Source organism: Parvibaculum sp., assembly GCF_039973015.1.
Taxonomy (GTDB): domain Bacteria; phylum Pseudomonadota; class Alphaproteobacteria; order Parvibaculales; family Parvibaculaceae; genus Parvibaculum.
In genome coordinates, this window is record NZ_JBDWLT010000012.1 from 320,693 (window position 1) to 344,565 (window position 23,873).

The 23,873-nt window shown below is 61.7% G+C and carries 21 protein-coding genes and 1 tRNA gene; 16 read left to right on the forward strand and 6 right to left on the reverse strand.

Annotated elements, in window-relative coordinates; all coding sequences use genetic code 11:
- Positions 1 to 100 precede the first annotated feature (100 nt).
- The 3 genes from ABJO61_RS16010 to ABJO61_RS16020 all read left to right on the forward strand — a co-directional run bounded on the left by ABJO61_RS16010 (position 101) and on the right by ABJO61_RS16020 (position 3,655).
- The gene (locus ABJO61_RS16010; RefSeq protein WP_348329473.1) at positions 101 to 2,035 is read left to right on the forward strand and encodes a pyrroloquinoline quinone-dependent dehydrogenase; all 1,935 of its coding nucleotides are present in this window, start codon (positions 101 to 103) and stop codon (positions 2,033 to 2,035) included.
- A 24-nt stretch (positions 2,036 to 2,059) separates the two neighbouring features.
- Positions 2,060 to 2,800: a DUF4336 domain-containing protein gene (locus ABJO61_RS16015; protein WP_348329470.1), complete on the forward strand. Its 741-nt coding sequence runs from the start codon at positions 2,060 to 2,062 to the stop codon at positions 2,798 to 2,800.
- A 75-nt stretch (positions 2,801 to 2,875) separates the two neighbouring features.
- Positions 2,876 to 3,655 (forward strand): enoyl-CoA hydratase/isomerase family protein, encoded by a 780-nt coding sequence (locus tag ABJO61_RS16020; protein ID WP_348329467.1) that lies wholly within the window; start codon positions 2,876 to 2,878, stop codon positions 3,653 to 3,655.
- A 3-nt stretch (positions 3,656 to 3,658) separates the two neighbouring features.
- On the opposite strand, the gene ABJO61_RS16025 is transcribed toward ABJO61_RS16020, so the two are convergent.
- The 3 genes from ABJO61_RS16025 to ABJO61_RS16035 form a co-directional block, all read right to left on the reverse strand.
- Positions 3,659 to 4,384 (reverse strand): histidine phosphatase family protein, encoded by a 726-nt coding sequence (locus ABJO61_RS16025; protein ID WP_348329464.1) that lies wholly within the window; start codon positions 4,382 to 4,384, stop codon positions 3,659 to 3,661.
- A gap of 71 nt (positions 4,385 to 4,455) precedes the next feature.
- On the reverse strand, positions 4,456 to 5,805 hold the full coding sequence (purB, locus tag ABJO61_RS16030; protein WP_348329461.1) for an adenylosuccinate lyase: 1,350 nt from the start codon (positions 5,803 to 5,805) through the stop codon (positions 4,456 to 4,458).
- Positions 5,806 to 5,863: 58 nt separating this feature from the next.
- Positions 5,864 to 6,790, reverse strand: a complete 927-nt coding sequence (locus tag ABJO61_RS16035) for a LysR family transcriptional regulator (protein WP_348329458.1) — start codon at positions 6,788 to 6,790, stop codon at positions 5,864 to 5,866.
- A gap of 96 nt (positions 6,791 to 6,886) precedes the next feature.
- Between ABJO61_RS16035 and ABJO61_RS16040 the strand changes: the two genes are divergently transcribed.
- The 4 genes from ABJO61_RS16040 (at position 6,887) to ABJO61_RS16055 (ending at position 10,503) form a co-directional block, all read left to right on the forward strand.
- A complete protein-coding gene (locus tag ABJO61_RS16040; protein WP_348329455.1) occupies positions 6,887 to 8,407 on the forward strand; it encodes an amidase in 1,521 nt (506 codons plus the stop codon).
- Positions 8,408 to 8,614: 207 nt separating this feature from the next.
- Entirely contained in the window at positions 8,615 to 8,908 is a 294-nt protein-coding gene (locus ABJO61_RS16045) for a hypothetical protein (RefSeq protein ID WP_348329452.1), read from the forward strand.
- A gap of 22 nt (positions 8,909 to 8,930) precedes the next feature.
- The gene (locus tag ABJO61_RS16050) at positions 8,931 to 9,581 is read left to right on the forward strand and encodes a class I SAM-dependent methyltransferase (RefSeq protein ID WP_348329449.1); all 651 of its coding nucleotides are present in this window, start codon (positions 8,931 to 8,933) and stop codon (positions 9,579 to 9,581) included.
- Positions 9,582 to 9,762: 181 nt separating this feature from the next.
- Positions 9,763 to 10,503, forward strand: a complete 741-nt coding sequence (locus ABJO61_RS16055; RefSeq protein ID WP_348329446.1) for a methyltransferase domain-containing protein — start codon at positions 9,763 to 9,765, stop codon at positions 10,501 to 10,503.
- A gap of 613 nt (positions 10,504 to 11,116) precedes the next feature.
- Here the strand turns inward: ABJO61_RS16055 and radC are convergent.
- Both radC and map read right to left on the reverse strand, forming a co-directional pair.
- Positions 11,117 to 11,806 carry a DNA repair protein RadC gene (gene radC / locus ABJO61_RS16060; protein ID WP_348329443.1) on the reverse strand — a complete coding sequence of 230 codons (690 nt, stop codon included), beginning with the start codon at positions 11,804 to 11,806 and terminating at the stop codon, positions 11,117 to 11,119.
- A 17-nt stretch (positions 11,807 to 11,823) separates the two neighbouring features.
- Entirely contained in the window at positions 11,824 to 12,645 is an 822-nt protein-coding gene (gene map, locus ABJO61_RS16065) for a type I methionyl aminopeptidase (protein WP_348329440.1), read from the reverse strand.
- Between the two features lie 122 nt (positions 12,646 to 12,767).
- On the opposite strand from map, the gene ABJO61_RS16070 reads away from it, so the two are divergent.
- The 3 genes from ABJO61_RS16070 to ABJO61_RS16080 all read left to right on the forward strand — a co-directional run bounded on the left by ABJO61_RS16070 (position 12,768) and on the right by ABJO61_RS16080 (position 14,245).
- Positions 12,768 to 13,553, forward strand: a complete 786-nt coding sequence (locus ABJO61_RS16070; RefSeq protein ID WP_348329437.1) for a molybdopterin-binding protein — start codon at positions 12,768 to 12,770, stop codon at positions 13,551 to 13,553.
- A gap of 250 nt (positions 13,554 to 13,803) precedes the next feature.
- A complete protein-coding gene (locus ABJO61_RS16075) occupies positions 13,804 to 14,055 on the forward strand; it encodes a hypothetical protein (protein WP_348329434.1) in 252 nt (83 codons plus the stop codon).
- A 103-nt stretch (positions 14,056 to 14,158) separates the two neighbouring features.
- A tRNA-Leu gene (locus tag ABJO61_RS16080) sits at positions 14,159 to 14,245 on the forward strand.
- A gap of 29 nt (positions 14,246 to 14,274) precedes the next feature.
- On the opposite strand, the gene ABJO61_RS16085 is transcribed toward ABJO61_RS16080, so the two are convergent.
- A complete protein-coding gene (locus tag ABJO61_RS16085; protein WP_348329432.1) occupies positions 14,275 to 14,538 on the reverse strand; it encodes a zinc-finger domain-containing protein in 264 nt (87 codons plus the stop codon).
- 811 nt (positions 14,539 to 15,349) lie between these two features.
- On the opposite strand from ABJO61_RS16085, the gene ABJO61_RS16090 reads away from it, so the two are divergent.
- The 6 genes from ABJO61_RS16090 (at position 15,350) to ABJO61_RS16115 (ending at position 23,868) form a co-directional block, all read left to right on the forward strand.
- On the forward strand, positions 15,350 to 16,123 hold the full coding sequence (locus ABJO61_RS16090; RefSeq protein ID WP_348329430.1) for a TorF family putative porin: 774 nt from the start codon (positions 15,350 to 15,352) through the stop codon (positions 16,121 to 16,123).
- A gap of 54 nt (positions 16,124 to 16,177) precedes the next feature.
- Complete coding sequence (gene betT, locus ABJO61_RS16095; RefSeq protein ID WP_348329427.1) at positions 16,178 to 18,241, forward strand: choline BCCT transporter BetT; 2,064 nt, start codon at positions 16,178 to 16,180, stop codon at positions 18,239 to 18,241.
- Positions 18,242 to 18,281: 40 nt separating this feature from the next.
- A complete protein-coding gene (gene betA / locus ABJO61_RS16100; protein WP_348329424.1) occupies positions 18,282 to 19,970 on the forward strand; it encodes a choline dehydrogenase in 1,689 nt (562 codons plus the stop codon).
- Positions 19,971 to 20,264: 294 nt separating this feature from the next.
- The gene (locus tag ABJO61_RS16105) at positions 20,265 to 21,716 is read left to right on the forward strand and encodes an MFS transporter (RefSeq protein ID WP_348329421.1); all 1,452 of its coding nucleotides are present in this window, start codon (positions 20,265 to 20,267) and stop codon (positions 21,714 to 21,716) included.
- Complete coding sequence (locus ABJO61_RS16110; RefSeq protein ID WP_348329418.1) at positions 21,717 to 22,469, forward strand: alpha/beta hydrolase; 753 nt, start codon at positions 21,717 to 21,719, stop codon at positions 22,467 to 22,469.
- Between the two features lie 28 nt (positions 22,470 to 22,497).
- Positions 22,498 to 23,868, forward strand: coding sequence for an MFS transporter (locus ABJO61_RS16115; RefSeq protein ID WP_348329415.1), 1,371 nt, complete (start codon positions 22,498 to 22,500; stop codon positions 23,866 to 23,868).
- The last annotated feature ends 5 nt before the right edge of the window (positions 23,869 to 23,873 follow it).

Consider the following 23,873-nt stretch of genomic DNA (forward strand, 5'->3'; position numbering starts at 1 on the left):
TTTCCTTTTTTCGTGGCGAAGTTCTAGCGCATCTCGAAAGATCTTGACTCCTGAAAATAAATGAATGAATCATTCAGTCAAATTCTTTATGGAGGATGGCATGATGCGCTCGTTCGTGATGGCGCTGATCGGGATGCTGGCGTCGGCATCGCTCGCGCAGGCGGAGGCCGGTTGGCCTCAATACGGGGGCGACGCGGGCGGGACGCGCCATTCGCAAGCGGCGGAAATCACGCCCGGCAATGCGGGCGAGCTTGAGCAGGCCTGGACCTATCGGACGGGCGACATGACGGCCCATGCGGACGACATGAAACACAGCGCCTTCGAGGCTACGCCGGTTCTTTTTGAGGGCGCGCTCATTTTCTGTACGCCCTTCAACGAGGTGGTTGCGCTCGATCCCGGTACAGGCGAGGAAAAGTGGCGCTACGATCCAAAGGTCGGCACCGGCTACCGGCCGGGCAACCAGTTCGTCTGTCGCGGCGTCACGCCGTGGGTGGATGCGTCGGCAGGCGAGGGAGGTCTTTGCGCTTCGCGTCTCTTCATGGGCACGGTTGATGCCCGCCTCCTCGCGCTCGATGCGGCGACGGGGCAGCCTTGTCTCGGCTTCGGCAAGGACGGACAGGTGAAAGCCGATCCAGGGATGGATTTGCTATGGCCGGGCGAATTCCAGATCACATCGCCGCCTTCCGTTGCCGATGGTGTCGTCATTATCGGCTCGTCCATCAGCGACAATCGCCGCGTCGATGCGCCGAAGGGTACGGTCCGCGCTTTCGATGCGAAGACCGGCAAACCCATGTGGGAATTCAATCCCGTTGCGCGCGGCGCTGAGGACTATCCCGAGAGCTGGCCGCGTGGCGGCGTTGCCTCGCGCACGGGACACGCCAATGTCTGGGCGCCCATCGCAGCGGACGAAGCGCGCGGTCTCTTCTTTCTGCCTACGTCATCGCCGAGCCCGGACTTCTTCGGAGGCGAGCGCGCAGGCGACAATCGCTACGCCAACTCCGTTGTCGCAATCGAAGCGAAGACGGGCAAGGTGCGCTGGTCATTCCAGACTGTGCATCACGATGTCTGGGACTATGATGTTCCCGCACAGCCGAGCCTTGTTACGCTCATGCGCGATGGCAGGCCTATGGATGCCGTGGTGCAGGTGACAAAAACGGGATTTGTTTTCGTTCTTGACCGGGATAAGGGCGAACCTCTTTTCGATGTCGAGGAGCGTCCCGTGCCGCAGGGCGGCGCCCTGGGCGAGTTTCTCTCGCCCACGCAGCCATTTCCCGTCGCGCCGCCACCGCTGGTGCCGCAGACGCTCTCGCCGGACGATGCCTGGGGCCTCACCTACTGGGACCGCAAGGCCTGCCGCGAAAAGATTGCCGGTGCACGCTCCGAAGGTCTCTACACACCGCCGAGCCCGCAAGGCACGATCATGTATCCCTTCACAGGCGGCGGCGCGAACTGGGGCGGCATGGCGTTCGATCCCGCAAGCCAGCTCATGTACATCAACACGAGCCGCGCCGCGCATCTCATCACGCTGATCCCGTCGGAAAACTATGAAGCCGCCAAAGCAGCCGAACCGAACGAGGAAATCTCGCCTCAGGCGCCGACGCGCTGGTCGGTGAAGCGCGAGCTTGTGCTCTCGCCGCTCGGTCTTCCGTGCAATCCGCCGCCCTGGGGCATGCTGACCGCAGTCGATCTCTCCGACGGCACCATCGCATGGGAAAGCGTGCTCGGTACCGTGCGCGACCTCGCGCCCGTTCCGCTGCCGTGGAAACTCGGTACGCCGAATTTCGGCGGACCCATCGTCACGGCGGGTGGCGTCGTCTTCATCGGCGCGGCGATGGACGATTACCTCCACGCCTTCGATGCGGCATCCGGCGAGGAACTCTGGAAGGGCCGTCTTCCCGCAGGCGGGCAGGCCACGCCCATGACCTATGAATGGGAGGGCCGCCAATATGTCGTCATTGCCGCGGGTGGGCACGCGCGCGCCGGAACGTCGCTGGGGGATTTCGTGGTTGCCTTCGCCTTGCCGCATACGGAATAGTCGGTCCCGTAAGGGAGGCCGCACATGTTCCGGGTCGACGCCTATGAGCCTATCGGCACGCTGAAGCCCGTCGATGACGATATATGGATCGTCGACGGGCCGGTGATCGGAATGAAGTGGCTCTGGATTGAGCTTCCTTTCCCGACGCGTATGACAATTGTGCGTCTGGCGGATGGCGGCCTGTGGGTGCATTCGCCTGTCGCGCTATCGGGCGGATTGAAGGCTGAGCTCGCCGAGCTTGGTCCCGTCCGCTACATCGTCGCGCCGAACAAGATTCACTACTGGTGGGCCGGCGAGTGGCAGATTGCTTATCCCGATGCCATTGCGTTGGCCGCGCCGCGTGTCGCGGAGAAAGCGCATGGCATCACCTTCGATCGCGAACTGACATCCGAGCCGGAAGATGTATGGGCGGGCGAGATCGATCAGGTGCTGGTGCCCGGCCGCTTCATGACGGAAGCTGTCTTCTTTCATCGCTCCTCGTCCACGCTCATTCTTGCCGATCTTATCGAGAACTTCGAGATGAAGAAGGTCGGCGGCGGCATTGCCCGTATGCTCTACCGGCTGGCGGGCGTCGCCGCGCCTCACGGTTCCATGCCACGCGATTTGCGCGCCACCTTTGCCGGGCACGAGGCGGAGGTGAAAGAGGCGGTCGAGACCATGATTTCGTGGGAGCCGGTGCGGATCATTCTCGCGCATGGGCAATGTTACGAGGAAAACGCGGTCGATGAACTGCGCCGTGCCTTTCGCTGGGCGGGGGTCTGCTAGGCCATCGCGCTTGAGTTTCTACATTCCTTTCCCGCACAATCGACACATCAAAACAAAAAAAGGGGAGGAAATAAGATGACCGCCTATGAAAACGTCACCATCGAGAAGAAGGGCGCGGTTGCGCTGGTGCGTTTCGACCGCAAGGGCGCGCGTAATGCGTTCAACCAGCAGACCATTCTCGAACTCACCGATGTCGCGCGCCGCTTTCAGGACGATCTTGAAACGCAGGCTGTGGTGCTGACGGGCACGCGGGAGGCTTTTTCCGGCGGCATCGATCTCAAGGAACGGGCGAGCCGTGCCGTTACCGCGGGCACCGATCTCGAACTCCGGCAGGTTTATTATCGCGGCGTGAAGCTCTGCCAGGCGTGGGAAGACATGCCGCAGGTGACGGTCGCCGCCATTGAGGGCATGGCGGTAGGCGCGGGCGTTGCGCTGCCGCTCGCGCTCGACTGGCGTGTCATGGGGAAGGGCGCTTTCCTCTACGTGCCGGAGGTGAAGATCGGCATCAACCTGCAATGGGGCGCGCTGCCGCGTCTCATCACGCTGGTCGGTCCCGCGCGCGCGAAACGCATATGCATTCTCTGCGAACGAATGAGTGCGGAGCACGCGCTCGACTGGGGTCTCATCGAGGAGATCGCCGATGACGGCCATGTGGTCGAGAAGGCGATGGAGCTGGCGAGCGCCGCCGCGTCGATGCCCGCGCCCGCCGTGCGCATGGTGAAGGAAGCGGTCAATGCGACCGCCCATGCGCTGCACAAGGTAAGTGCTTATGCCGATGCCGATCAGAGCCAGCTCTCGACCAATTTCCGGTCGGCGCAGGAGGAAAGCGACAAGTTCGTGAAGGGAAAGCGGTAGCCGTCAGGCCGCTGCTTCCTTCACCTTCAGGCGCGAGGCGATCTGTTCGAGCGAGAGAAGGTGGTTTCCTTCCTTCACCAGATCGTAGACCGTGACGTTCAGGGCACGGAGCGTCTTGCGCCTGATGTCGCGCGTTTCGGGATCTTCGTCGAAGTCGATCACGTTGACGCAGGCCGTGTTCTGGTCGAGTGCGGAGAAGGTCGCGAGCCCCGTGCCGAGCGCCCAGCCGATCACAAGGCGGTTGATGCCGCCATGTGCGACGAGGGCGAGCGTTTCCCATTCGGGTTCCGCGATCAGCGTTTCCAGCGCGCCCGTCACCCGCGCGTTCACTTCCTCGAAGCTGTCGCCGCCATTGTAGCGTGCGCCGGGTACATGCGCGTCCCGGAAGGAATAGGCGATGTCGTTCAGATCCGTGATCTGGTTGCGGAAAGCGGGGTCGCCGCGAAATTCGACGAAATGATCGAGCGGTTCAATCTCGATCCCGCGCCCTTCGAGGATCAGGCTTGCCGTTTCCATCGACCGCGGGAAGCTCGAACTCACAGCCCGGTCGAAGGGTGTCTTCGCCAGCGCCTTGCCGGTCAGGCTCGCCTGTTCGCGGCCCCAGTCCGTCAGCGGCACCACCGCCGGATCGGCAACGCGGTTGCCTTGTTCATCCACATAGGACACGTCGCCATGGCGGAAGAGATAGATGCGGCGGCGGCGCGAGCCGTCGAAAGCGGTGCGGAGCATGGCGGAATCCTCTCGATGGCGGAATGTCTATGCCGCGCAGTATAGGCCGGAATGTGACAGAGAGGTGAAGCCTACTCCGCCGCCTTGCCCTGCTTCTTGTCTTTCTGGGCCATGGCCTCCTTGCCGAAGACGCGCGCGAAGATCGTGTCGACATGCTTGGTGTGGTAGCCGAGGTCGAAGCGTTCCTCGATTTCGGCATCGCTCAGATACTTCTTCACGTCCGCATCCGCTTTCAGCAGGTCGAGGAAATTGCCTTCGCCGCGCCAGACCGGCATGGCGTTGCGCTGTACCAGGCGGTAGGCGTCCTCGCGGCTCGCGCCCTTCTGCGTCAGCGCCAGCAACACGCGCTGCGAATGGACGAGCCCGCCCAGCTTGTCGAGGTTCTTCTGCATCTGTTCAGGGTAGACGAGCAGCTTGTCGATCACGCCGGTGAGGCGCACCAGCGCGAAGTCGAGCGTCACCGTCGCGTCCGGGCCGATCATGCGTTCGACGGAGGAGTGCGAGATGTCGCGCTCATGCCAGAGCGCCACATTTTCCATCGCCGGCAGCGCCATGCCGCGCACGAGGCGGGCGAGGCCCGTCAGGTTTTCGGTCAAGACCGGGTTGCGCTTGTGCGGCATGGCCGACGAGCCCTTCTGGCCTTCGGAGAAGAACTCTTCGGCTTCCAGCACTTCGGTCCGCTGAAGGTGGCGTACTTCCGTCGCCAGCCGTTCGATGGAGGAGGCGATGACGCCAAGTGTCGCAAAGAACATCGCGTGCCGGTCGCGCGGTATCACCTGCGTCGACACGGGCTCCACTTCGAGGCCCAGCGCCTTGGCGACATGTTCTTCCACGCGCGGGTCGATATTGGCGAAGGTGCCCACGGCGCCGGAGATCGCGCAGGTCGCGATTTCCTTGCGCGCATTCACCAGCCGCTCGCGGCAGCGCTCGAACTCGGCATAGGCTTCCGCCATCTTCAGGCCGAAGGTCACGGGCTCGGCGTGGATGCCGTGGCTGCGGCCGATGGAGACCGTGTCCTTGTGTTCGAAGGCGCGGCGCTTGATCGCGGCCAGCAGTGCGTCCATGTCGGCGAGGAGCAGGTCGGAGGCGCGCGCAAGCTGCACATTGAAGCAGGTGTCGAGCACGTCCGACGAGGTCATGCCCTGATGGACGAAGCGTGAATCCTCGCCGATGAATTCGGAAAGATGCGTCAGGAAGGCGATGACGTCGTGCTTCACCTCGCGCTCGATCTCGTCGATCTTGGCGACGTCGAAGACGGCCTTGTCGCCGCGCTCGCGGATGTTCTTCGCGGCTTCCTTCGGGATTACGCCGATCTCCGCCAGCGCCTCGCAGGCATGGGCCTCGATCTCGAACCAGATGCGGAACTTCGTGTCGGGTTCCCAAATAGCGACCATTTCCGGTCGCGAATAGCGCGGGATCATCGGGCGCCTCGTGATGCTTGAAAGGATGAGCGGGGTTTAGCACTTGGGGGTGCCCCCTTCAACCGGTCCGAAAACCCCTCGCTCTCTCGGCCTTTCCGGCTTCGTCCGAGAGCAGGTCGAGGAGCCGCGCCGCGGCGGGCCCCGGCGGGGTCGTCACCCGCCAGATCGCGCCGAAGCGGTGGAGCCCGGCATGCTGCACGGCGCTGCATTCGAGGCTCAGAAGCGAGCCCTCCGCCAGCGCGCCCGCGACCTCATGGTCGAGCGCGAAGGCCCAGCCCGCGCCCGCTTTCAGCAGTTCGAGTTTGAGCGCCGCATTGTCGACGATCAGCACGTCCGTCGTGTGCACCCGGTAGTCGAAACCATGCGCCGCCCCCTCGCGGTCCGCCACCACGATCTGGCGATGGTCGTCCAGCGCGGAGAGGGGGAAGGGCTGCTTTACCCTGGAAAGCGGATAGTCCGGTGCGGCGACCGTATGCATGGTGTGGGTGGCGAGGTCGCGCCCGTCTACCTGCTTGCCCGAAAGACCGGCCTCCAGGCTCACAATGCCGATGCGCGCCCGGCCCGAGAGCACCTCATCGAGGATACGCGCCTCGTGTATCATGCGGATGCGCAGGTTCACATGCGGGCTTTCGGCCAGCAGCGCCGCGACGGCGGAGGCCAGCAGCGGCGGGCTGAACCCGGCATCCACCGCGATGGGGAGGTCTACGTCCTCGCCGCCGGTCATGGCGGCCACGCGCGCGTTCAGCCGGTCGAGCCGCCGGAACACGATCTCGGCGTCGGACAGCAGCGCCTCTCCCTCCTTCGTCAATCGCGGCTTGTAGCCGGAGCGGTCGAAGAGCTTCACGCCATAGGCCTCTTCGAGATTGCCCACGGCATAGCTCACCGCCGAGACGGCCCGGCCCAGCGTTTCAGCCGCGCCGGAGAAGGTGCCGGCTTCCGCCACGGCCAGGAAGGTGCGGAGCTGGTCCACGAGATTGGGGTGCATGGACTTCTTTCTGAAAATCTGAAGATGATCTCCAATCTTTTTCGATTTTTTGACTTATGTCTACGCGTTAGCCTTCCGGGTCAGAAGAATCGCGCCTTGAAGCGCGGGCAAATGGAGGAAGTGGTGATGGGCATGAATCTCTCGCGGCGGACATTCCTGAAATCGACGGCGGCGACGGCTCTGGTCGCGGGCGCCTATGGCGCGGGGTTGCGTCCGGCGCTTGCCGCGCCTGAGCTGGCGAAGATGGATGGGCTGGCGCAGGCCGAGCTGGTGCGCAATGGCGAGATGACGGCGCTTGATCTGGTCAATGCCGGTATCGAGCGGGTGGAGCAGGTGAACGGCGAGGTGAATGCCGTCGTGACGAAGTTCTACGACCGCGCCCGCGAAGCTGCGAAGGGCGGCCTCCCGCAAGGGCCCTTCACCGGCGTACCGAACCTCGTGAAGGATCTCGACAATCTGGCGGGCACACGCGCCACCTCCGGCTCGCGCCTCTTTGCCGAAAATATCTCGCCGGAGACCGACCCGCTCATTGCCTCGGACGAGCAGGCGGGCTTCGTCATGCTCGGCAAGAGCAACACGCCGGAGTTCGGTCTTCTCGGCACGACGGAGCCGCTCTTGCTCGGGCCGAGCCGTAATCCGTGGAACCTTGAACATTCGACGGGCGGGTCATCGGGCGGTGCGGCTGCGGCCGTCGCGTCCGGCATGGTGCCGCTCGCCCATGCGACGGATGGCGGCGGTTCCATTCGCATTCCCGCTTCCTGCTGCGGTGTCTTCGGGCTGAAGCCGAGCCGCGGCCGCATCTATCTCGGGGGCCGCAGCCTGCCGGGCGATATCGGCGTGCAGCATTGCGTCAGCCGTTCGGTGCGCGACAGCGCGACGCTGATGGATCTTTCGGAGATGAAGGGCGAGAAGGCCGTGCTCGCGCCCATCGGCCGCGTCGAAGGGCCCGGCAAGAAGCGTCTCAAGATCGCCTTCAACACGGAGAATTACTACGGCGTCGAGCCGGATACGGATGTGAAGGCCGCCATCGAGGAAACGGCGAAGCTCTGCGCCGATCTTGGCCACGAAATCGTACCGGTGAAGAACCCGGTCGACGGCCGCGCCTTTATCGACGCCTTCCTCACAGTATGGGCTTCCGGTCCGTCTCAACTCGTCGCACTCGCGAAGGAAAATGGCCTCGACCCGGAAGAGGTGCTTGAGCCCTGGACCGTTGGTCTGGCCAAATATTACGACGCGAAGCCTGCCGATGCGCTCGAAGTCTCGTTGAAACATTTTGCGGAAGTGACGGCAAAGACCAATGCCTTCATGGCGGATTACGATGTCTGGCTGACGCCGGTCCTTGCCTCTGCGCCGCCGAAGCTCGGGCAGCAGGCGCCGACCGTCGCCTTCGATACGCTTTACGAGCGCACCGTCGACTATGTGAGTTACACGCCGCTCCACAATGTCGTCGGCACGCCCGCCATGTCGGTGCCATTGTCGTGGAACGATGCAGGGCTTCCCATCGGCTCGCAATTCGCCGCGCCGCTTGGCGGCGAGAAGGTGCTCTATGAGCTTGCCTTCGAACTCGAACTCGCGCGGGGATGGGGCGAGAAATACGCGCCGGTCTTTGCGGGCTGACGCGACGTTCATTCGCGCAAAAGAGCCGTCATGCAGCGATGCATGGCGGCTTTTCCGTTTGGACGATATTGTCGATGCGACGTACCGGAAAAGCAGCGTGTGCAAGTCAGCCCATCGTAGGAGTACAATGAAATTAAGTCGTCTTTTCTATGTGGCGTGTTTGTCGCTGCGGTGCCGCTGTCCGCATGCGATGAAAAGGTACCGGATATGGCGGTCTGCTATACCGCCATTTCTTCTACCGAATATCGCCAGTTCCCACACGCTTTCACGCCGGCACTCCACCGCGTGCACGAACAGCTCGGTTATGCGTACAACGCCGGGAGCGAAGTTCTCGATATTCCAACTGCGCAGCGAGGAAGCCTCTACTTGATGACGACTTGCGGTTTTCAGAAGCGTATGAGGGAGCGATACGGCGCGCCGCTGGTTGTGGAGGAAATTTCTGTAGAGAAGTATGAGCGCGTCGTCAGGCGGGCTTCTGAGCCGGGTCAAATGTTCCACTGAGTAAATTCTAGAGGCAAAAGTTATGCGTTCCCTCCTTCCTGAAGCTGTCGACAAATACGTCGCGTCGCTCGCGCATGAGACGGATGTGCAGGCGCGGCTTCGTGAAGAAACATCGAAGCTCTCCGTCGCGGGCATGCAGATCGGTGCGGATCAGGGCGCCTTCCTCTCGCTGCTCGTCTCCGCCATCGGCGCAAAACACGCCATCGAGATCGGCACCTTCACCGGCTACAGCGCCATTTCAATCGCCTCCGCGCTGCCCGAGGATGGAAGGCTCATCTGTTGCGATGTCAGCGAGGAGTGGACAGAGATCGCGAAGAGATACTGGAAGGAGGCGCGGCTTGATGCGCGCATCGACCTTCGCCTCGCCCCCGCGCTCGACACGCTAAACGATCTTCTCGGCGATGGCGGAGAGGGTACCTTCGACTTCGTCTTCATCGACGCCGACAAGACCGGCTACGACGCCTATTATGAAGCCTCGCTCGATCTTCTTCGTCCCGGCGGTCTCATTGCACTCGACAACACGCTTTGGGGCGGTGCCGTCGCGGAAGTGGCGAAGGGCGACGCCGACACCGAAGCGCTCAAGTCCCTGAACCTCAAGATTGCGAGCGACAGCCGCGTCGACAGTTCGCTCCTGACCATCGGCGACGGCGTGACGCTGGTGAGGAAGAGATAGGTCTTATTTGCGTCGTGCCGGGAAATTCATTTCTGCTTGCCTTCGTCTCTCGCCGCCGTCTCAATGATTGCCGAAAGTTTTCTGGGGAGGGAAACGTGGGGCGGGTTCTTTCGAGCGCTGCGGGGATCATGTCGGGCGCCGGTTTAGCTGCCGCTTCTGATGCGGCGTGAATAGTTGCCCCATGGCCGATCTTCTTTTCTCCGATTCCTATCTCGCCGCGGTTTACGACCTCTGGCATCCGCGCGCGGTTCGCGACGACTTCGATTTCTACCTGCCTCGCATTATGCAGGCAGATGCTGTGCTCGATGTCGGTTGCGGTACGGGCATGATGCTCGCCGAGGCAAGGGACGCAGGGCATGAAGGCCGTCTTTGTGGGCTCGATCCCGGCGCAGGGATGATTGCGCTCGCCCGCCGCCGGGCGGATGTCGAATGGATTGAGAGCGATCTGCCTGGCGCCGGCTTTGATCGCGAGTTCGAGCTTGCGGTGATGACAGGCCATGCTTTCCAGACGCTGGTGAGCGACGAGGGAATCGATGAAACGCTGGCATCGCTCCATAGGGCGCTCGTTCCCGGCGGGTGTTTCGCTTTCGAGACACGAAATCCGGCTGTTCGTGCCTGGGAGAACTGGCATCCCCGAAATGCGACCGAGATTGCGGGTCCGAACGGCGGGGCCGTTCGCATTGAAACGCGCATTACGGTTCCCTTCGATGGAAACACGCTTGGCTTTGTTCACGACTTCACAGGAGAGGACGACGCATTGCCGCTCGCCAGCGAGAGCAGGCTTCGTTTCCTCGACATGGAGGCGCTTGCCGCGCGGCTTTTTCGTGCGGGCTTTTCGGCCGATGAGGTTTATGGCGACTGGGACGGCAGCAAACTTCTTCCCACCTCGCCGGAAATCATCGTGATCGCAGTTGCTTCCTGAGACCGGAAACCCGGGGATAATGATATCTGTGAGCCGCGGCGGGCCGGTGGCGCATGTTTTTCCCTCCTCGGGGATAATCATGCCGTTCTTGACGGTTTGATGACATTACCGTGACAGTGCGCCCGTGTTTATCCCTGAAAGTTGGCTTGGAACAAGCGGCGCGATGCCTCTTCGCGAATGAGTGGCCGCGACTCTCCTTTGTCCATTGGTGAGCGGCGGTGAGTCATGTCGCTTGTAAAATTTCACAAGGGAAGCAGGGGGCCGCATTGCATCTGCGGGCATGGGGATAATTTCTATTTGCTTGTAAAACTTCACAAGGGAAGCAGGGGGCCGCATTGCATCTGCGGGTATGGGGATAATTTCTATCCCGCTGGTTTGTGACAGCGTCGTTCGGGCTTATCCCCGGCCAAACCGCACACCCTAGAATATTGATCCGCAGGCTCTCCTTGTCCCTCATTTCGAGGGTAATCCACGGCAAGGGACAGTGCGCGGCGCTCCGCCGCTTTATCCACGGGGGTGGGGATATTCGGGAGGTTTGTGACGGTTCAGTGACGTTACCGTGACGGTGGGGTGGCTTTATCCCCGTTTTCCATCTTATAAATCCGTAGACGGATTATATGAGGCCCATTGAGCGGAAGCTCGCATGGCGCCCCTTGCCGACGACGAGGTGGTCGTGCACATCGATGCCGAGCGGCTTTGCCGTGTCGACGATCTGGCGTGTCATTTCAACATCCGCGTTGGATGGCGTCGGGTCGCCTGAAGGATGGTTGTGGACGAGGATCAAGGCGGAGGCATTGAGCTCCAGCGCGCGCTTCACGACCTCGCGCGGATAGACGGGCGTATGGTCGACCGTTCCCTTTTGCTGTACCTCGTCGGCGATCAGCACATTCTTGCGGTCGAGAAAGAGAATGCGGAACTGTTCCGTGGGGTTATGCGCCATGGAAGCCGAGCAATATTCGAGGAGCGCATCCCAGGAGCCGATCACTTCCTTTTTCAGGACTTTGGCCTGCGCAATGCGAAGCCCCACTTCGCGTGCGATGCGGAGTTCGGTGATGGTCGCGTCCTTCACGCCTTTCACCTCGCGAAGCCTTGCAGGCTCGGCATTCAGCACTTCCGAAAAACCGCCGAACTTCGCGATCAATTCCTTGGCGAGCGGTTTGACGTCGCGTTGGGGAATGGCACGGAAGAGAATGAGCTCAAGCAGCTCGTAGTCGGGCAGGGCGTCGGGCGACTTCAGGAAGCGTTCGCGCAGACGCTCTCTGTGACCCGCATAGTGCGGTTTCGCTTCGCCCCCGTCCCCCATGAGCCCCGCGCTCTTCTTTAAACGTAGGGCGGGCAGTCGCGGCCCGCCGGGGATTTGGTGAAGATTTCGCAGCCATCTGCCGTCACGCCGATCGAGTGCTCGAACTGTGCGGAGAGCGAGCGGTCGCGCGTGACCGCCGTCCAGCCATCGGAGAGGATTTTCACACCGGGCTTGCCGAGATTGATCATCGGTTCGATGGTGAAGAACATGCCTTCCTTCAGCGTCGCGCCCTGACCCTTGCGGCCATAGTGAAGCACGTTCGGGGTATCGTGGAAGACGCGGCCGAGGCCATGTCCGCAGAACTCGCGCACCACCGAGCAGCGCTGGCTTTCGGCATAGTCCTGAATTGCATGGCCGATGTCGCCAAGCGTGGCGCCGGGCTTCACCACCGCGATAGCGCGCTTCAGGCTTTCATAGGTCACGTCCACGAGCCGCTGCGCCTTGCGGGGCGCTTCGCCCGCGAAATACATGCGGTTCGTGTCGCCGTGCCAGCCATCGAGAATATAGGTCACGTCCACATTCACCGCGTCGCCATCCCGCAGAACGCGGTCGCCGGGAATACCGTGGCAGACGACATGATTGATCGAGGTGCAGCAGGCTTTGCGGAAGCCGCGATAGTTGAGCGGGGCGGGGTAGGCGCCGTGATCCATGCCATAATCGAAGACGAGGCGGTCGATATGATCCGTCGTGATGCCGGGCTTTATCTCTTCCACAAGCATGTCGAGCGCTTCCGCCGCGAGACGGCCGACGCGGCGCATGCCTTCAAAGGCCTCGGCGTCATGAATCTTGATCCGCCCGGTGTTGCGTTCCGGGGCTTCGAGGGCGTCGGTATAGCTCATCGGCTTCTTTCGCAGGGTCTTCGTGAAATGTTGGCCCTAACATAGTGCCCGGAGCCTTTATTTGAAAGCGGGGGGCGTGCGGCGCTATTCTGCCGTGAAATGACATTCAAGGATTCCGTCCCATGCCGCAGAGCGCCTCACCTTCTTCACCTGCGAAAACGGTCACGGCCTGCGTGCTGATGATCGGCGACGAAATCCTGTCCGGCCGTACGCGGGATTCGAACCTCGCCTATATCGCGACCCATCTGAACAGGATCGGGGTGCAGGTGCGCGAGGCGCGCGTTATTCCCGATATCGAGGATGTGATCGTCGCAACGGTGAACGAGGTGCGGGCCCGCTACGATTATGTTTTCACCACCGGCGGCATCGGCCCGACGCATGACGACATCACGGCGGATGCCGTCGCCAAGGCCTTTGGTGTCGGTATCGGCTATCACCCTGAAGCCGTGAAAATCCTTGGGGATCACTACAACGAGACGGGCGGCGAGTTCACGAAGGCGCGGATGCGCATGGCGCGGCTGCCGGAAGGCGCCATCATGATCGAGAATCCCTTGAGCAAGGCCCCCGGCTTCCAGATCGGCAATGTGTTCGTGATGGCGGGTGTGCCGATGGTCATGCAGGTCATGCTCGACAGCCTGACGGGCCGCCTGAAAGGAGGGGCGACCATGCAGAGCCGCACCGTGACCGGTCAGATCGGGGAGGGCACCATTGCCGAGAAACTGGGCGACCTGCAGGCCCGCCATCCGGGTGTCGGCATTGGCAGCTATCCCTATTACAAGGGCAAGATTTTTGGCACGAGCATTGTGATGCGTGCCACCGATTCGAGAGAGCTCGATATCGTGGAGGGCGAGGTGGCGGCGCTCATGCGGGAATTCGGGGTGGAGCCAGCAATCGGCGAGCAGGCCTGAAGAGCCCGGAAAACAAGGGGTTTCTGTCTCATATCTGCAACATTTATCCCCAACATTACAAAAGTTTCAGCCTATGCGCGGCTTACGGGCGATACAATTTTTGCCGAACCGACTAGAGTTTCCCGCATGAAGGTCTGCTGGCCTTCCCGGCGAGCATGTGCGCAGGGGCTGGCGGCGGGGGAACAGGCTTCGACCTGAAAAGGCCTGAAAACAAAATCAGGGTCACGGTGACCCGGAGGGAGAAAACGACATGAAGAAGACATTCGCTATTCTGGGTATGGCTGCGGGCGCTGCAATGATGCTCTCGAGCGCTGCTTCCGCCCTCGATTCGAGCTTCGGCGCGATGTCGAAGGCCGGTACGCACAAGTTCTACGTATGGTGCACGGGCGGCGCGGACAGCGAGCAGACCGCCGACGGCGCGAACGCCACGGAAGCCCAGGCGACTCTCGCCGCTTCCGCCGGCAACAATTGCTGGCCGGTGTGGCAGGGCCTCGAAGGCTGATCGGCCAACGAGCCTCTTGAATGCGAAACGGCGGTCCCTCGGGGCCGCCGTTTTTCTTTGTAAGCGCTTGGCTTTGCAGGCTATTTAACGCGCTACACGCCGGGGCCCCTTGGCGAAACTGGTATACGCAGCAGACTTAAAATCTGCTTTCCGAAAGGGAGTGCGGGTTCGAGTCCCGCAGGGGCCACCAGCCTTCGCCCGCTTTCGACGAGCTTAGGCTCAGCCGTGGCCGGCGATGGCGAGCGGGTCCTCGTGATAGAGGGCGTCGGCGGGGCGGCTCTCGTCTGCCTTCAGGGCAGGGTCGAACTTGTAGAGCGTCGAGCAGTAACCGCAGATGATTTCGTTCTCGCGACCCATGTCCAAAAAGACATGCGGATGATCGAAGGGCGGTTTTGCGCCGATACATTCGAATTCGCGCACGCCGACATGGATTTCACGGACGCCTGTCTCGTTGCAGAATTTCGGTGTCTTGCCGCCCGCCATGCCATGCACTCCTTGGAAACCGGGGATTAGCGGGCAAACTAGAGCGGGCCGGGCGTTCTCGCAAGCGCTTCGGGGCCGACGTTTTGTAACGGAACCGTTACAAAATCGATAGTGCCCAAGTGATTGAAATTGCTTGGGTTTTTCTTATCCCCCATTCGACCGTCATCGAAACGTCATCAAACTGTCACAAATGACCCTCTTGTGCCCAGGGACGGGGATAAATCCTCCCGGCCTTGTCCCCGGAGGCGGGAATAAGTCCCGCAGTCTTGTCCCCGGTGGACGGGGATAAATCCTCCCGGTCTTATCCCCGGGGGGCGGGGATAAATCCTCCCGGTCTTGTCCCCGAAGGCGGGGATAAAGCTCCTGTTCTTGTCCCCAGGCGAGGCCGCAAATATGCCCGGCCGGGGATTAGAAGGAAACGGCATCGGCTTTCTCCTGTCAGGTTGAAAGGCGGCAAGCGTAAACCGTCCCGTTTCGCCGGGGATAAGCCCGGTTCCTCACTGTCATAATTCCCGGCCCGAAGCATGATGCCGGGGCGGGAATAAATTCAGTATACGGAATTACAGATGCCAAACCGATGGAGCGGGGTCACGCAGGGTGCATCCGTTCAGGGTGCATCCGTTTCATGTTCCCACGCTGGGGAAGATATACTGCACTCTGTTGCGTATGACGACGTGCAGCGAGAGCGAAGAGTGTCTCAAATGGGGACAGCCCCAATCCGAATTGTGGCTTTTCCATGGAACCCACCGGCGATAAAGGCGTTCTCATGCTCAAGACATTCTGCCCAAGGACAGTTTTGAGGAGCTGACGAATGGAAAATCGGGGCTGGCTGGCCTTGGCGGTTTTGACGGCGATCGGCATGGGGCCCATCAACGGTGCTGCCGCTCAGGACCAGACTGAAGAATCCGCCGGTAGCGAAGATTACGATTTCGCGGGCGGCTCCTTCAGCGGAAATCTCCGTCTCGCCACGAACTACATGTTTCGCGGCATTTCGCAGACCGATGACGGACCTCAGATACAAGGCGACGTTACCTGGGCGCATAATAGCGGATTCTATGCCGGCGTGTGGTCTTCCAACACCGATGCAGGCGGGCCAGGCAACTCGATGGAGTTCGATCCGTTCATCGGCTTCTCACAAGCCATCGGCGATACGCGCCTCACCTACGATGTCGGCTTCTGGTATTATTCCTATCCGGGCTCGGATTTCGATTACGACTACTGGGAAATCTACGGAATCCTGACCTACGCGTTCGACGGTGCGAGCATCGGCGGCAGCGTGTGGTATGCGGACAATTATTTCGGAGAAGATTTCTTCAACGGCACATCCGCTATCGCCGTCGAAACGGTTGTCACGTTCGACCTGCCCGAGAACTTCGCGCTGTCCGGCCGCATCGGCCGGCAGACTTTCGATGAGGCGGGTGGCATCGGCGATCAGGACTACACCTATTACGATGTGGGCGTCTCCAAGAGCTGGAATGACGTGACCTTCGATGTGCGCTGGCACGACGCCACTGGCGTTACACCCGCGCTGGCGAGCGATGACAATGTCGGAGCGCTGGTGGGCAGCGTCGCTTTCGCCTTCTAGCAGCGAAAGCCAACCACCGGAACTTCGTCCGCTCGCGCACAGGAGATAAAATCAATGAGCGAATCCACGGAACCGGGCCGCGAGCAGGCAAGTGGCGACCGGATCAATCCCGTCGTGTTCTACATTTCCGCGATCGGTATTGCCGGCTTTGCATTGTGGACGATGTTCTTCATCGACTCTGCGAACCTCGTCATCAATACGACGCTCGCGTGGATATCGAATTCGCTGGGATGGTTCTACTTCGTTGCGATCGTTCTCTATCTGGTTTTCGTGGTTGCCGTTGCCTTTTCGCGCTTCGGGAATTTGCGTCTCGGACCCGATCACGCAAAGCCCGAGTTCAACGTCATTACATGGGCCGCGATGCTGTTTGCGGCCGGTATCGGCATCGATCTTCTGTTCTTCTGCGTATCGGAGCCCGTTACCCAGTTCCTTGCGCCGCCGGTGGGCGAGGGCAGCACCGTCGAGGCGGCGCGCCATGCGATGCAGCTGACTTTCCTGCATTGGGGCATCTCCGGTTGGGGGGTCTATACGCTGGTCGGTATGGCGCTTGCGTTTTTCAGCTACCGGCACGGGCTGCCGCTGACCATCCGCTCCGCGCTGTTTCCCGTTTTCGGGCGGCGTATCTATGGGCCCATCGGACACAGCGTCGATATTGCCGCCGTTCTGGGCACCGTGTTCGGCATTGCGACAAGCCTCGGCATCGGGATCATTCAGCTCAATTACGGTCTCGATCACGTCTTCGGTATTCCGCAAAGTACCTGGACGCAGGCGGGGCTCGTGGTCGCCATCATCGTCTTTGCCGCGCTGTCGGCGGCGACCGGGGTCGAGCGCGGTATTCGCCGCCTGTCCGAGTTCAACATGGCGCTCGCGCTTCTCCTGCTGATTTTCGTGCTCTTTGTCGGCGAGACGACGTTCCTGCTGAATGCTTTCGTGATGAATGTCGGCGACTACATGTCCGACTTCGTTTCCATGTCGTTCAACACCTACGCATTCGATCCGCCCACGGACTGGTTGAATGGCTGGACCGTTTTCTTCTGGGCCTGGTGGATTGCATGGGGACCGTTTGTGGGGCTTTTCCTCGCCCGTATTTCAAGGGGGCGGACGATCCGCCAGTTCGTGCTCGGCACATTGACGCTACCGCTTGTCTTCATGATGGCGTGGATGTCGATCATGGGGAACAGCGCCATAGAGATGGTGATGGCCGGGCAGGAGGCCTTCGGCGAACAGGCGATGAACAATCCGGGTTCGGCAATCTATCTGTTCCTTCAGAACATGCCGTTTGCGGTCATTACCACCATCGTCGTCACCATTCTGGGCATTGTCTTCTTCATCACATCGGGCGATTCAGGCTCTCTCGTTCTTTCGAACTTCACCTCGACGCTCAAGGACGTGAACAGCGATGCGCCTGTGTGGATGCGTATTCTCTGGGCCGGGATCATCGGTATTCTGACGCTGGCCTTACTCATCGCGGGCGGATTAAGCGCGTTGCAGAGTACTGTCGTCATCATGGGGCTGCCTTTCTCCATCGTGCTGCTGCTCATGATGGCCGGTCTCTACAAGGCATTGCGGGTGGAAGGGCTCAAGGAAGACAGCCGCCGCGCCAGCCTCCCGGGCTATCTCTCCGGCAGGCTCGGCGGCGCGCCCCATGCAGCACCAAGCTGGCGGCAACGCATCGCGCGGGCGACCAGTTTTCCTTCGTTGAAGCAGGTTCATCGCTTCATGACGGATGAAGTGAAGCCCGCCATGCTGGGGATCAAGGAGACGCTTGCGAAGAACGGATTTCCCGCCACCGTCACGGAGGATGACGAGCATATGGAAATCAGTGTGGAAATGGGCGAGGCGCAGAACTTCGTCTATCAGGTCTGGCCGGTGCGTTGCACCATGCCGTCCTTCGTCATGCGTCCGCAACAATCGGCGTCCGAGTATTACCGGGTGGAGCCTTATCTCTCCGAGGGCAGCCTGGAGTACGACCTGATGGGCTACACGAAGGAACAGATGATCGACGACATTCTCGATCAGTTCGAACGCCATATGCATTTCCTGCATACGCAGCGCGAAGTGCTGGGCGGCGCGGTCGCCATGCCGGATGCCGGTAGCGCAAGCCCGCCGGACAAGTGACGCGACATTGCCGCAAGACACAATTTCAGGAGGCCACGAAATGACTGAACCCAAGTTCGATTACGAAGCCGATTACGTCATCGTCGGCGCAGGGTCGGCGGGTTGTGTGCTGGCCGACCGGTTGAGCGCCGACGGCAAGAACAAGATTTTCGTTCTGGAGACGGGCGGCAAGGACAATTCGGTCTTCATCAAGATGCCGACCGCCTTTTCCATTCCGCTCGGCATGAAAAAATACGACTGGGGTCTTTATGCCGAAGCCGAACCCGGACTGAACGGACGGCGCCTTCATCAGGCCCGTGGCAAGGTGATCGGCGGTTCGTCCTCGATCAACGGACTGGCCTATGTGCGGGGTAGTGCGGGCGACTTTGCGGAATGGGCGGAGCTGGGCGCCACGGGATGGGACTATGCAAATGTGCTGCCCTATTTCCGGCGTTCGGAAGACTGCCTCTATGGCGAGGATGCCTATCGCGGCGTGAACGGCCCTTTGTCGATCACCAATGGCAACAATATGAAAAACCCGCTTTACCGCGCCTTCATCGCGGCGGGCGAGCAGGCGGGTTACGGCATGACGGAAGACTATAACGGCTATCGTCAGGAAGGCTTCGGCCGCATGGACATGACGGTGCGCGAGGGCATTCGCTGTTCGACCGCCGTTGCCTATCTCAAGCCCGCGATGGAACGGGACAATCTTGAGGTTGTCCTCCACGCGACGACGACGCGCATCCTCATGGAGGGCAAGCGCGCGGCGGGCGTTGAATATCGCCGGCGCGGCAAGCTGCACCGGGTGAAGGCGCGGCGCGAAGTCATTCTTTCGGCGAGCTCGTTCAACTCACCCAAGCTGCTGATGCTCTCGGGCATCGGCCCGGCGGCGCATCTCAAATCGCAGGGGATCGACGTGGTGCACGATCTGCCGGGCGTGGGGCAGAACCTTCAGGACCATCTGGAAGTCTGGGTGCAGCAGGCCTGCAGGCAGCCGATCACGCTGAACGGGACACTGGGGCCGATTTCCAAACTGCTGATCGGCGCGCAATGGTTCTTTTTCAAGAGCGGGCTGGGGATCTCCAACCAGTTCGAATCGAACGGCTATATCCGCAGCCGGGCGGGGCTGAAATTCCCGGACATCCAGTATCATTTTCTCGCAGGCGCCATTGCCTATGACGGATCGAGCGCGGTGAAGGGACATGGCTACCAGGTACATCTGGGCGCGAACAAACCCAAGAGCCGTGGCGAAGTGCGCCTGAGATCGGCCGATCCCGACGCGCCGCCGGTGCTCATCTTCAATTATCTGAGCGAGGAAGCAGACAAGCAGACCTATCGTGACGGTGTGCGCCTGACGCGCGAGATATTCGCGCAACCGGCCTTCGACCCTTATCGGGATGGCGAAATCTCGCCGGGCCCCGATGTGCAGAGCGATGCGGATATCGATGCGTGGGTGGCCGAAACGGCGGAGACGGCCTATCACCCCGCCGGCACCTGCCGAATGGGGACCGACGACATGGCCGTGGTGGACCCGGAATGCCGGGTGCGGGGCATCGAGAGCCTGCGCGTGGTCGATTCCTCGATCATGCCGACGCTGACCGACGGCAATATCAATGCGCCGACGATCATGATCGGCGAGAAGGCGGCGGACCATATTCTCGGGCGCCCGCCGTTGCCGCCCTCGACCGCGCCGGTCTATCACGCGCCCGGCTGGGAGGAGCGCCAGCGCGCAGGCGGGGCCGCACGCTGAGGCGGAAGGAAGAAGCGATCCGACAGCAGGGAAAGCAGATCCGGCTCCGGCCTTTCCCGACGCCCCGGCAAAACCGGGGCGTTTTTGTGCGTGAGGGCATCTCACCCGGGCCGCCAATGACGATTCTTGCCCTTGATCGACGGATAACAGCGTTTGCGGCGTATGAGCTTGCAAGAATGTAAGGAATGGCCGCCCGGAAGCGCTTGGTTGCCCGGGGTTTCATAGCCATAATTGACTTAATGTCAGGAACGGGCCGTAAAGAGCCCATCCGCACACCCGGGAGGAGGACCCCCTATGACGAACGTGGCCGGCACGGGCCCGACCCATACGCATGGCACGACGAAGGGCGCTGCGCCGCTATCGCGCTGGACGCTTTTCGCCTTTGCGCTGCCTGCGGCTCCCATCTCGGCCATGGGGCTTCCACTTGTCGTCCACCTGCCGCCTTTCTATGCGGGGACGCTTGGGCTCGGCCTCACGGTCGTCGGCACGATTTTCATGCTGGCGCGCTTCTGGGACGTTTTCACCGACCCGGTGCTTGGTATCCTGTCGGACCGCTTCGAGACGCGATGGGGACGGCGGCGGCACTGGATCGTCGCTTCCGTGCCGATCATGCTCGTTTCCGTCTACATGGTCTTCATGCCGCCGGTGGAGGCGACGGCCACCTATCTCGTCTTCTGGCTGTTCGTGCTTTATGTCGGCTGGACGCTGCTGACGATTTCGCACATGAGCTGGGGCGCGGAGCTGACGCCGGACTATCACGAGCGTTCACGCGTGCAAGGGGCGCGCGAGATCGCGCTCATTCTCGGCATGGTGCTGGTGCTGACGCTGCCGGTTCTGATCGAGCAGACGAACCCCGAGAATGTGGCGCAGGCGCGCGTCGCCTCGATGGGCTGGTTTGTGCTGATCCTGCTGCCCATCGCCGTCGCGCTCGCGGTCTGGCGCGTACCGGAGCGGCCGACGCCCGCGCCCGTTCACGTGCCGATGAAACAGGCGGTGGCGGCGCTGATGCAGAGCAAGCCGCTGCAGATCGTGCTGGCGGCAGACCTGCTGGGGGGCGTGTCGGGCGGGCTCGTCGCCTCGATGTTCCTGTTTCTCGCGGAGGATGCGCTGAAGCTCGGACAATATTCGAGCCTGATGCTGCTCGGCTATTTCATTTCGGGCGTCTGTTTCATTCCGCCCGTGCTCGCGCTGAGCCGACGCCTCGGCAAGCACAGGACGGCGGCGGCCTCTGCGGCGTTCAATGCCGTCACCGTGCCGCTGATCCTGATCGTGCCGCCGGGGAATGCGGGGCTGGCGCTCGCGGTGTGGACGCTGCTCGGCGTCAACATGGCGGCGGGGCCGTTTCTCTTCCGTTCGCTGATGGCGGATGTGGCGGACCACGACACGGTTATCACGCGGCAGCAGCGCACGGGGCTCTTCTATTCGATGCTGACGATGACGAGCAAATTCGGCGCGGCCATCGCGATCTTCCTCGCCTATGCGATGCTCGACTCGATCGGTTTTCAGGCGGGGGCTGAGAACACGGCGCATGTGCTCGACAGTCTGCGCGCGGTTTATGTCTGGCCGGCGGTCATCATCAGTGCGGCAGTGGCCGGTATCCTCTGGTTTTATCCGATTGACGAAGCGGCGCAGCAGGCAAACCGCGACATTCTTGAGCAGCGCGGCCTTGCGACGGCGGCGGCGGCGATTGCCATGCGCACCGGCGCGCCCTCCGATGCGCAATCCTCCGGCACGGCGGCGGACTGAATGCCGGTGTTTTCGTCAGAGGGCGTTTCCATCGCCTATGAGGTCGAGGGGGAAGGGCAACCGATCCTCCTCATTCACGGTTTTTCGGCAACGTCGGAAGACAACTGGGTGCGCACAGGATGGGTGCAGGCGCTGACCCGCGCGCGCTTCAAGGTGGTGCGCTTCGACCTGCGCGGGCACGGGAAGAGCGAGAAGCTCTACGAGCCGGGCGATTACGCCATCGAGAAGATGACGGGAGACGCCATTGCGCTGCTCGATCATCTCGGCATCGGACAGGCCGACCTTATGGGCTTTTCGATGGGTGCGGGGATTGCCATGCGGCTTGCGGCGCGGCACGGGGAGCGTTTCGGCAAGGTGGTGCTGGCGGGTATGGGCAGCCGCGCACTCGAACCGGGCAAGCCGGGCAATCCGATTGCCGAGGCGCTGGAGGCGGACGATCCGTCGAGCGTTGGGGATCGCTCTGCGCGCGCCTTCCGGCTTTATGCGGAAAATCTCGGGCAGGATCTCAAGGCGATTGCGGCCTGTGCGCGCGAGCCGCGGCGCGGTGGCGTGCGCGAGGCGGCTGCTGCGATCAATAACGAGGTGCTGGTGATCGCGGGCGCACGGGACGATCTGGCGGGCGATCCGCAGGCGCTGGCGGCGCTGATGCCGAACGGGCGCGCGGAGGTCATTCCCGGTACGGATCATATGTTTGCGCTTCCCAATCCGATGTTCAAGGGCGCGGTGATGGACTTCCTGACCGGTTGGGTCTGATTTTTCCTCAGGGGCTTTGAAGATAAATATGTCCGATAAAAAACTGTCGCCCTGGCGGCTTGCCGCTTTCTCGGGTCCGGCCATTCCCATTGCCGCGCTGGGGCTTCCCATCGGCGTCTACCTGCCGCAATTCTATGCCGGGCCGATGGGGCTGGGGCTCGCGGCGGTCGGCACGATCTTCATGCTGCTGCGGTTCTGGGATGTGATTACCGATCCGCTGATGGGCATTCTTTCGGATCGTTACACCTCGCGCTGGGGCAGGCGGCGGCACTGGATTGTCCTGTCGGTGCCGCTGCTCGTCATCTGCGCCTATATGGCGTTCATACCGACGGCGCCGGTTTCGAGCCTCTATCTCTTCGGCTGGATGTTCTTCCTCTATATCGGCTGGACGATGCTCACCATTTCGCACATGGCGTGGGCGGCTGAACTTTCAGACGACTATAACGAGCGTTCGCGCATCCAGGGCTACCGCGAGGCGTTCCAGCTTATCGGTGTGCCGCTGGTGCTGCTCATTCCCGCGATCATCGAACAGATGGGCCCGGAGAACATGGAAGCGGCACGCGTCGCCTCCATCGGCTGGTTCATCGTGGCAACGCTGCCGATTGCCGTGGCTATCAATGTCTTTTTCGTGCCGGAGCGGAAGTCCGCGCCCCAGCCGCCCATCGACCTGATTGCGGCGGTCAAGGCGATCTTGCGCAACCTGCCGCTGCGCCGCCTGCTGGCTGCCGATTTCCTGAGCGGTTTTGCAGGAGCGGCGCTCGCTTCGATGTATATCTACGAGGCGACCTATGTGTGGGGGATCGGCTCGGTCGCGAGCTTCCTGCTGCTGCTCTATTTCTTCGGCGGCATCATCTTCATTCCGGTGGTGCTGAAGCTCAGCTACCGGCTCGGCAAACATCGTACCGTTGTCGCGGCCGGGCTGTTCAATGTGGTCTTTCCGCCGGTGATTTTTCTGATCCCGGAGGGCAACTACATCGTCGCATCGTTCGTGCTGTTGTTTCTCGGCGTCAATATAGGCACGACCACGACGCTCTACCGCTCGATGATGGCGGATGTGGCGGATATCGACGAACTGGAAACCGGACAGCGGCGAACGGGGCTTTTCTATTCGCTGCTCACGCTGACGCAGAAGCTCGGCGGGGCTGTCGCCGTCGGTGTCGTGTTCTGGACGCTGGCGCTGATCGGCTTCGTGCCGGAACAGGGCGCAAACACGGCCTCCACGCTGACCGGCCTTTCCATCGTCTTCGTGGCGACGCCCATGATCTGCAACGCGTTCGTTGCCGCGATCATGTGGAAGTTCCCCATCGGCATCAAGGAGCAGGAGGACCTGCGGCGCAAGCTCAAGGAACGCTTTGTCGAGGAAGCGGAGCAGACGGAGCGGCCGCCAAACCTGCCGTGAGGCAT

Bases quoted from the DNA above. Each gene is read 5' to 3' on its own strand.
- ABJO61_RS16025 (WP_348329464.1), bottom strand. From the start codon at position 4,384: ATGCTCCGCACCGCTTTCGACGGCTCGCGCCGCCGCCGCATCTATCTC.
- betA (WP_348329424.1), top strand. From the start codon at position 18,282: ATGACTGAACCCAAGTTCGATTACGAAGCCGATTACGTCATCGTCGGC.
- ABJO61_RS16045 (WP_348329452.1), top strand. From the start codon at position 8,615: ATGGCGGTCTGCTATACCGCCATTTCTTCTACCGAATATCGCCAGTTC.
- map (WP_348329440.1), bottom strand. From the start codon at position 12,645: ATGAGCTATACCGACGCCCTCGAAGCCCCGGAACGCAACACCGGGCGG.
- ABJO61_RS16090 (WP_348329430.1), top strand. From the start codon at position 15,350: ATGGAAAATCGGGGCTGGCTGGCCTTGGCGGTTTTGACGGCGATCGGC.
- betT (WP_348329427.1), top strand. From the start codon at position 16,178: ATGAGCGAATCCACGGAACCGGGCCGCGAGCAGGCAAGTGGCGACCGG.
- ABJO61_RS16110 (WP_348329418.1), top strand. From the start codon at position 21,717: ATGCCGGTGTTTTCGTCAGAGGGCGTTTCCATCGCCTATGAGGTCGAG.
- ABJO61_RS16055 (WP_348329446.1), top strand. From the start codon at position 9,763: ATGGCCGATCTTCTTTTCTCCGATTCCTATCTCGCCGCGGTTTACGAC.
- ABJO61_RS16115 (WP_348329415.1), top strand. From the start codon at position 22,498: ATGTCCGATAAAAAACTGTCGCCCTGGCGGCTTGCCGCTTTCTCGGGT.
- ABJO61_RS16015 (WP_348329470.1), top strand. From the start codon at position 2,060: ATGTTCCGGGTCGACGCCTATGAGCCTATCGGCACGCTGAAGCCCGTC.
- ABJO61_RS16035 (WP_348329458.1), bottom strand. From the start codon at position 6,790: ATGCACCCCAATCTCGTGGACCAGCTCCGCACCTTCCTGGCCGTGGCG.
- ABJO61_RS16070 (WP_348329437.1), top strand. From the start codon at position 12,768: ATGCCGCAGAGCGCCTCACCTTCTTCACCTGCGAAAACGGTCACGGCC.
- purB (WP_348329461.1), bottom strand. From the start codon at position 5,805: ATGATCCCGCGCTATTCGCGACCGGAAATGGTCGCTATTTGGGAACCC.
- ABJO61_RS16085 (WP_348329432.1), bottom strand. From the start codon at position 14,538: ATGGCGGGCGGCAAGACACCGAAATTCTGCAACGAGACAGGCGTCCGT.
- ABJO61_RS16075 (WP_348329434.1), top strand. From the start codon at position 13,804: ATGAAGAAGACATTCGCTATTCTGGGTATGGCTGCGGGCGCTGCAATG.
- ABJO61_RS16020 (WP_348329467.1), top strand. From the start codon at position 2,876: ATGACCGCCTATGAAAACGTCACCATCGAGAAGAAGGGCGCGGTTGCG.
- ABJO61_RS16010 (WP_348329473.1), top strand. From the start codon at position 101: ATGATGCGCTCGTTCGTGATGGCGCTGATCGGGATGCTGGCGTCGGCA.
- radC (WP_348329443.1), bottom strand. From the start codon at position 11,806: ATGGGGGACGGGGGCGAAGCGAAACCGCACTATGCGGGTCACAGAGAG.
- ABJO61_RS16050 (WP_348329449.1), top strand. From the start codon at position 8,931: ATGCGTTCCCTCCTTCCTGAAGCTGTCGACAAATACGTCGCGTCGCTC.
- ABJO61_RS16105 (WP_348329421.1), top strand. From the start codon at position 20,265: ATGACGAACGTGGCCGGCACGGGCCCGACCCATACGCATGGCACGACG.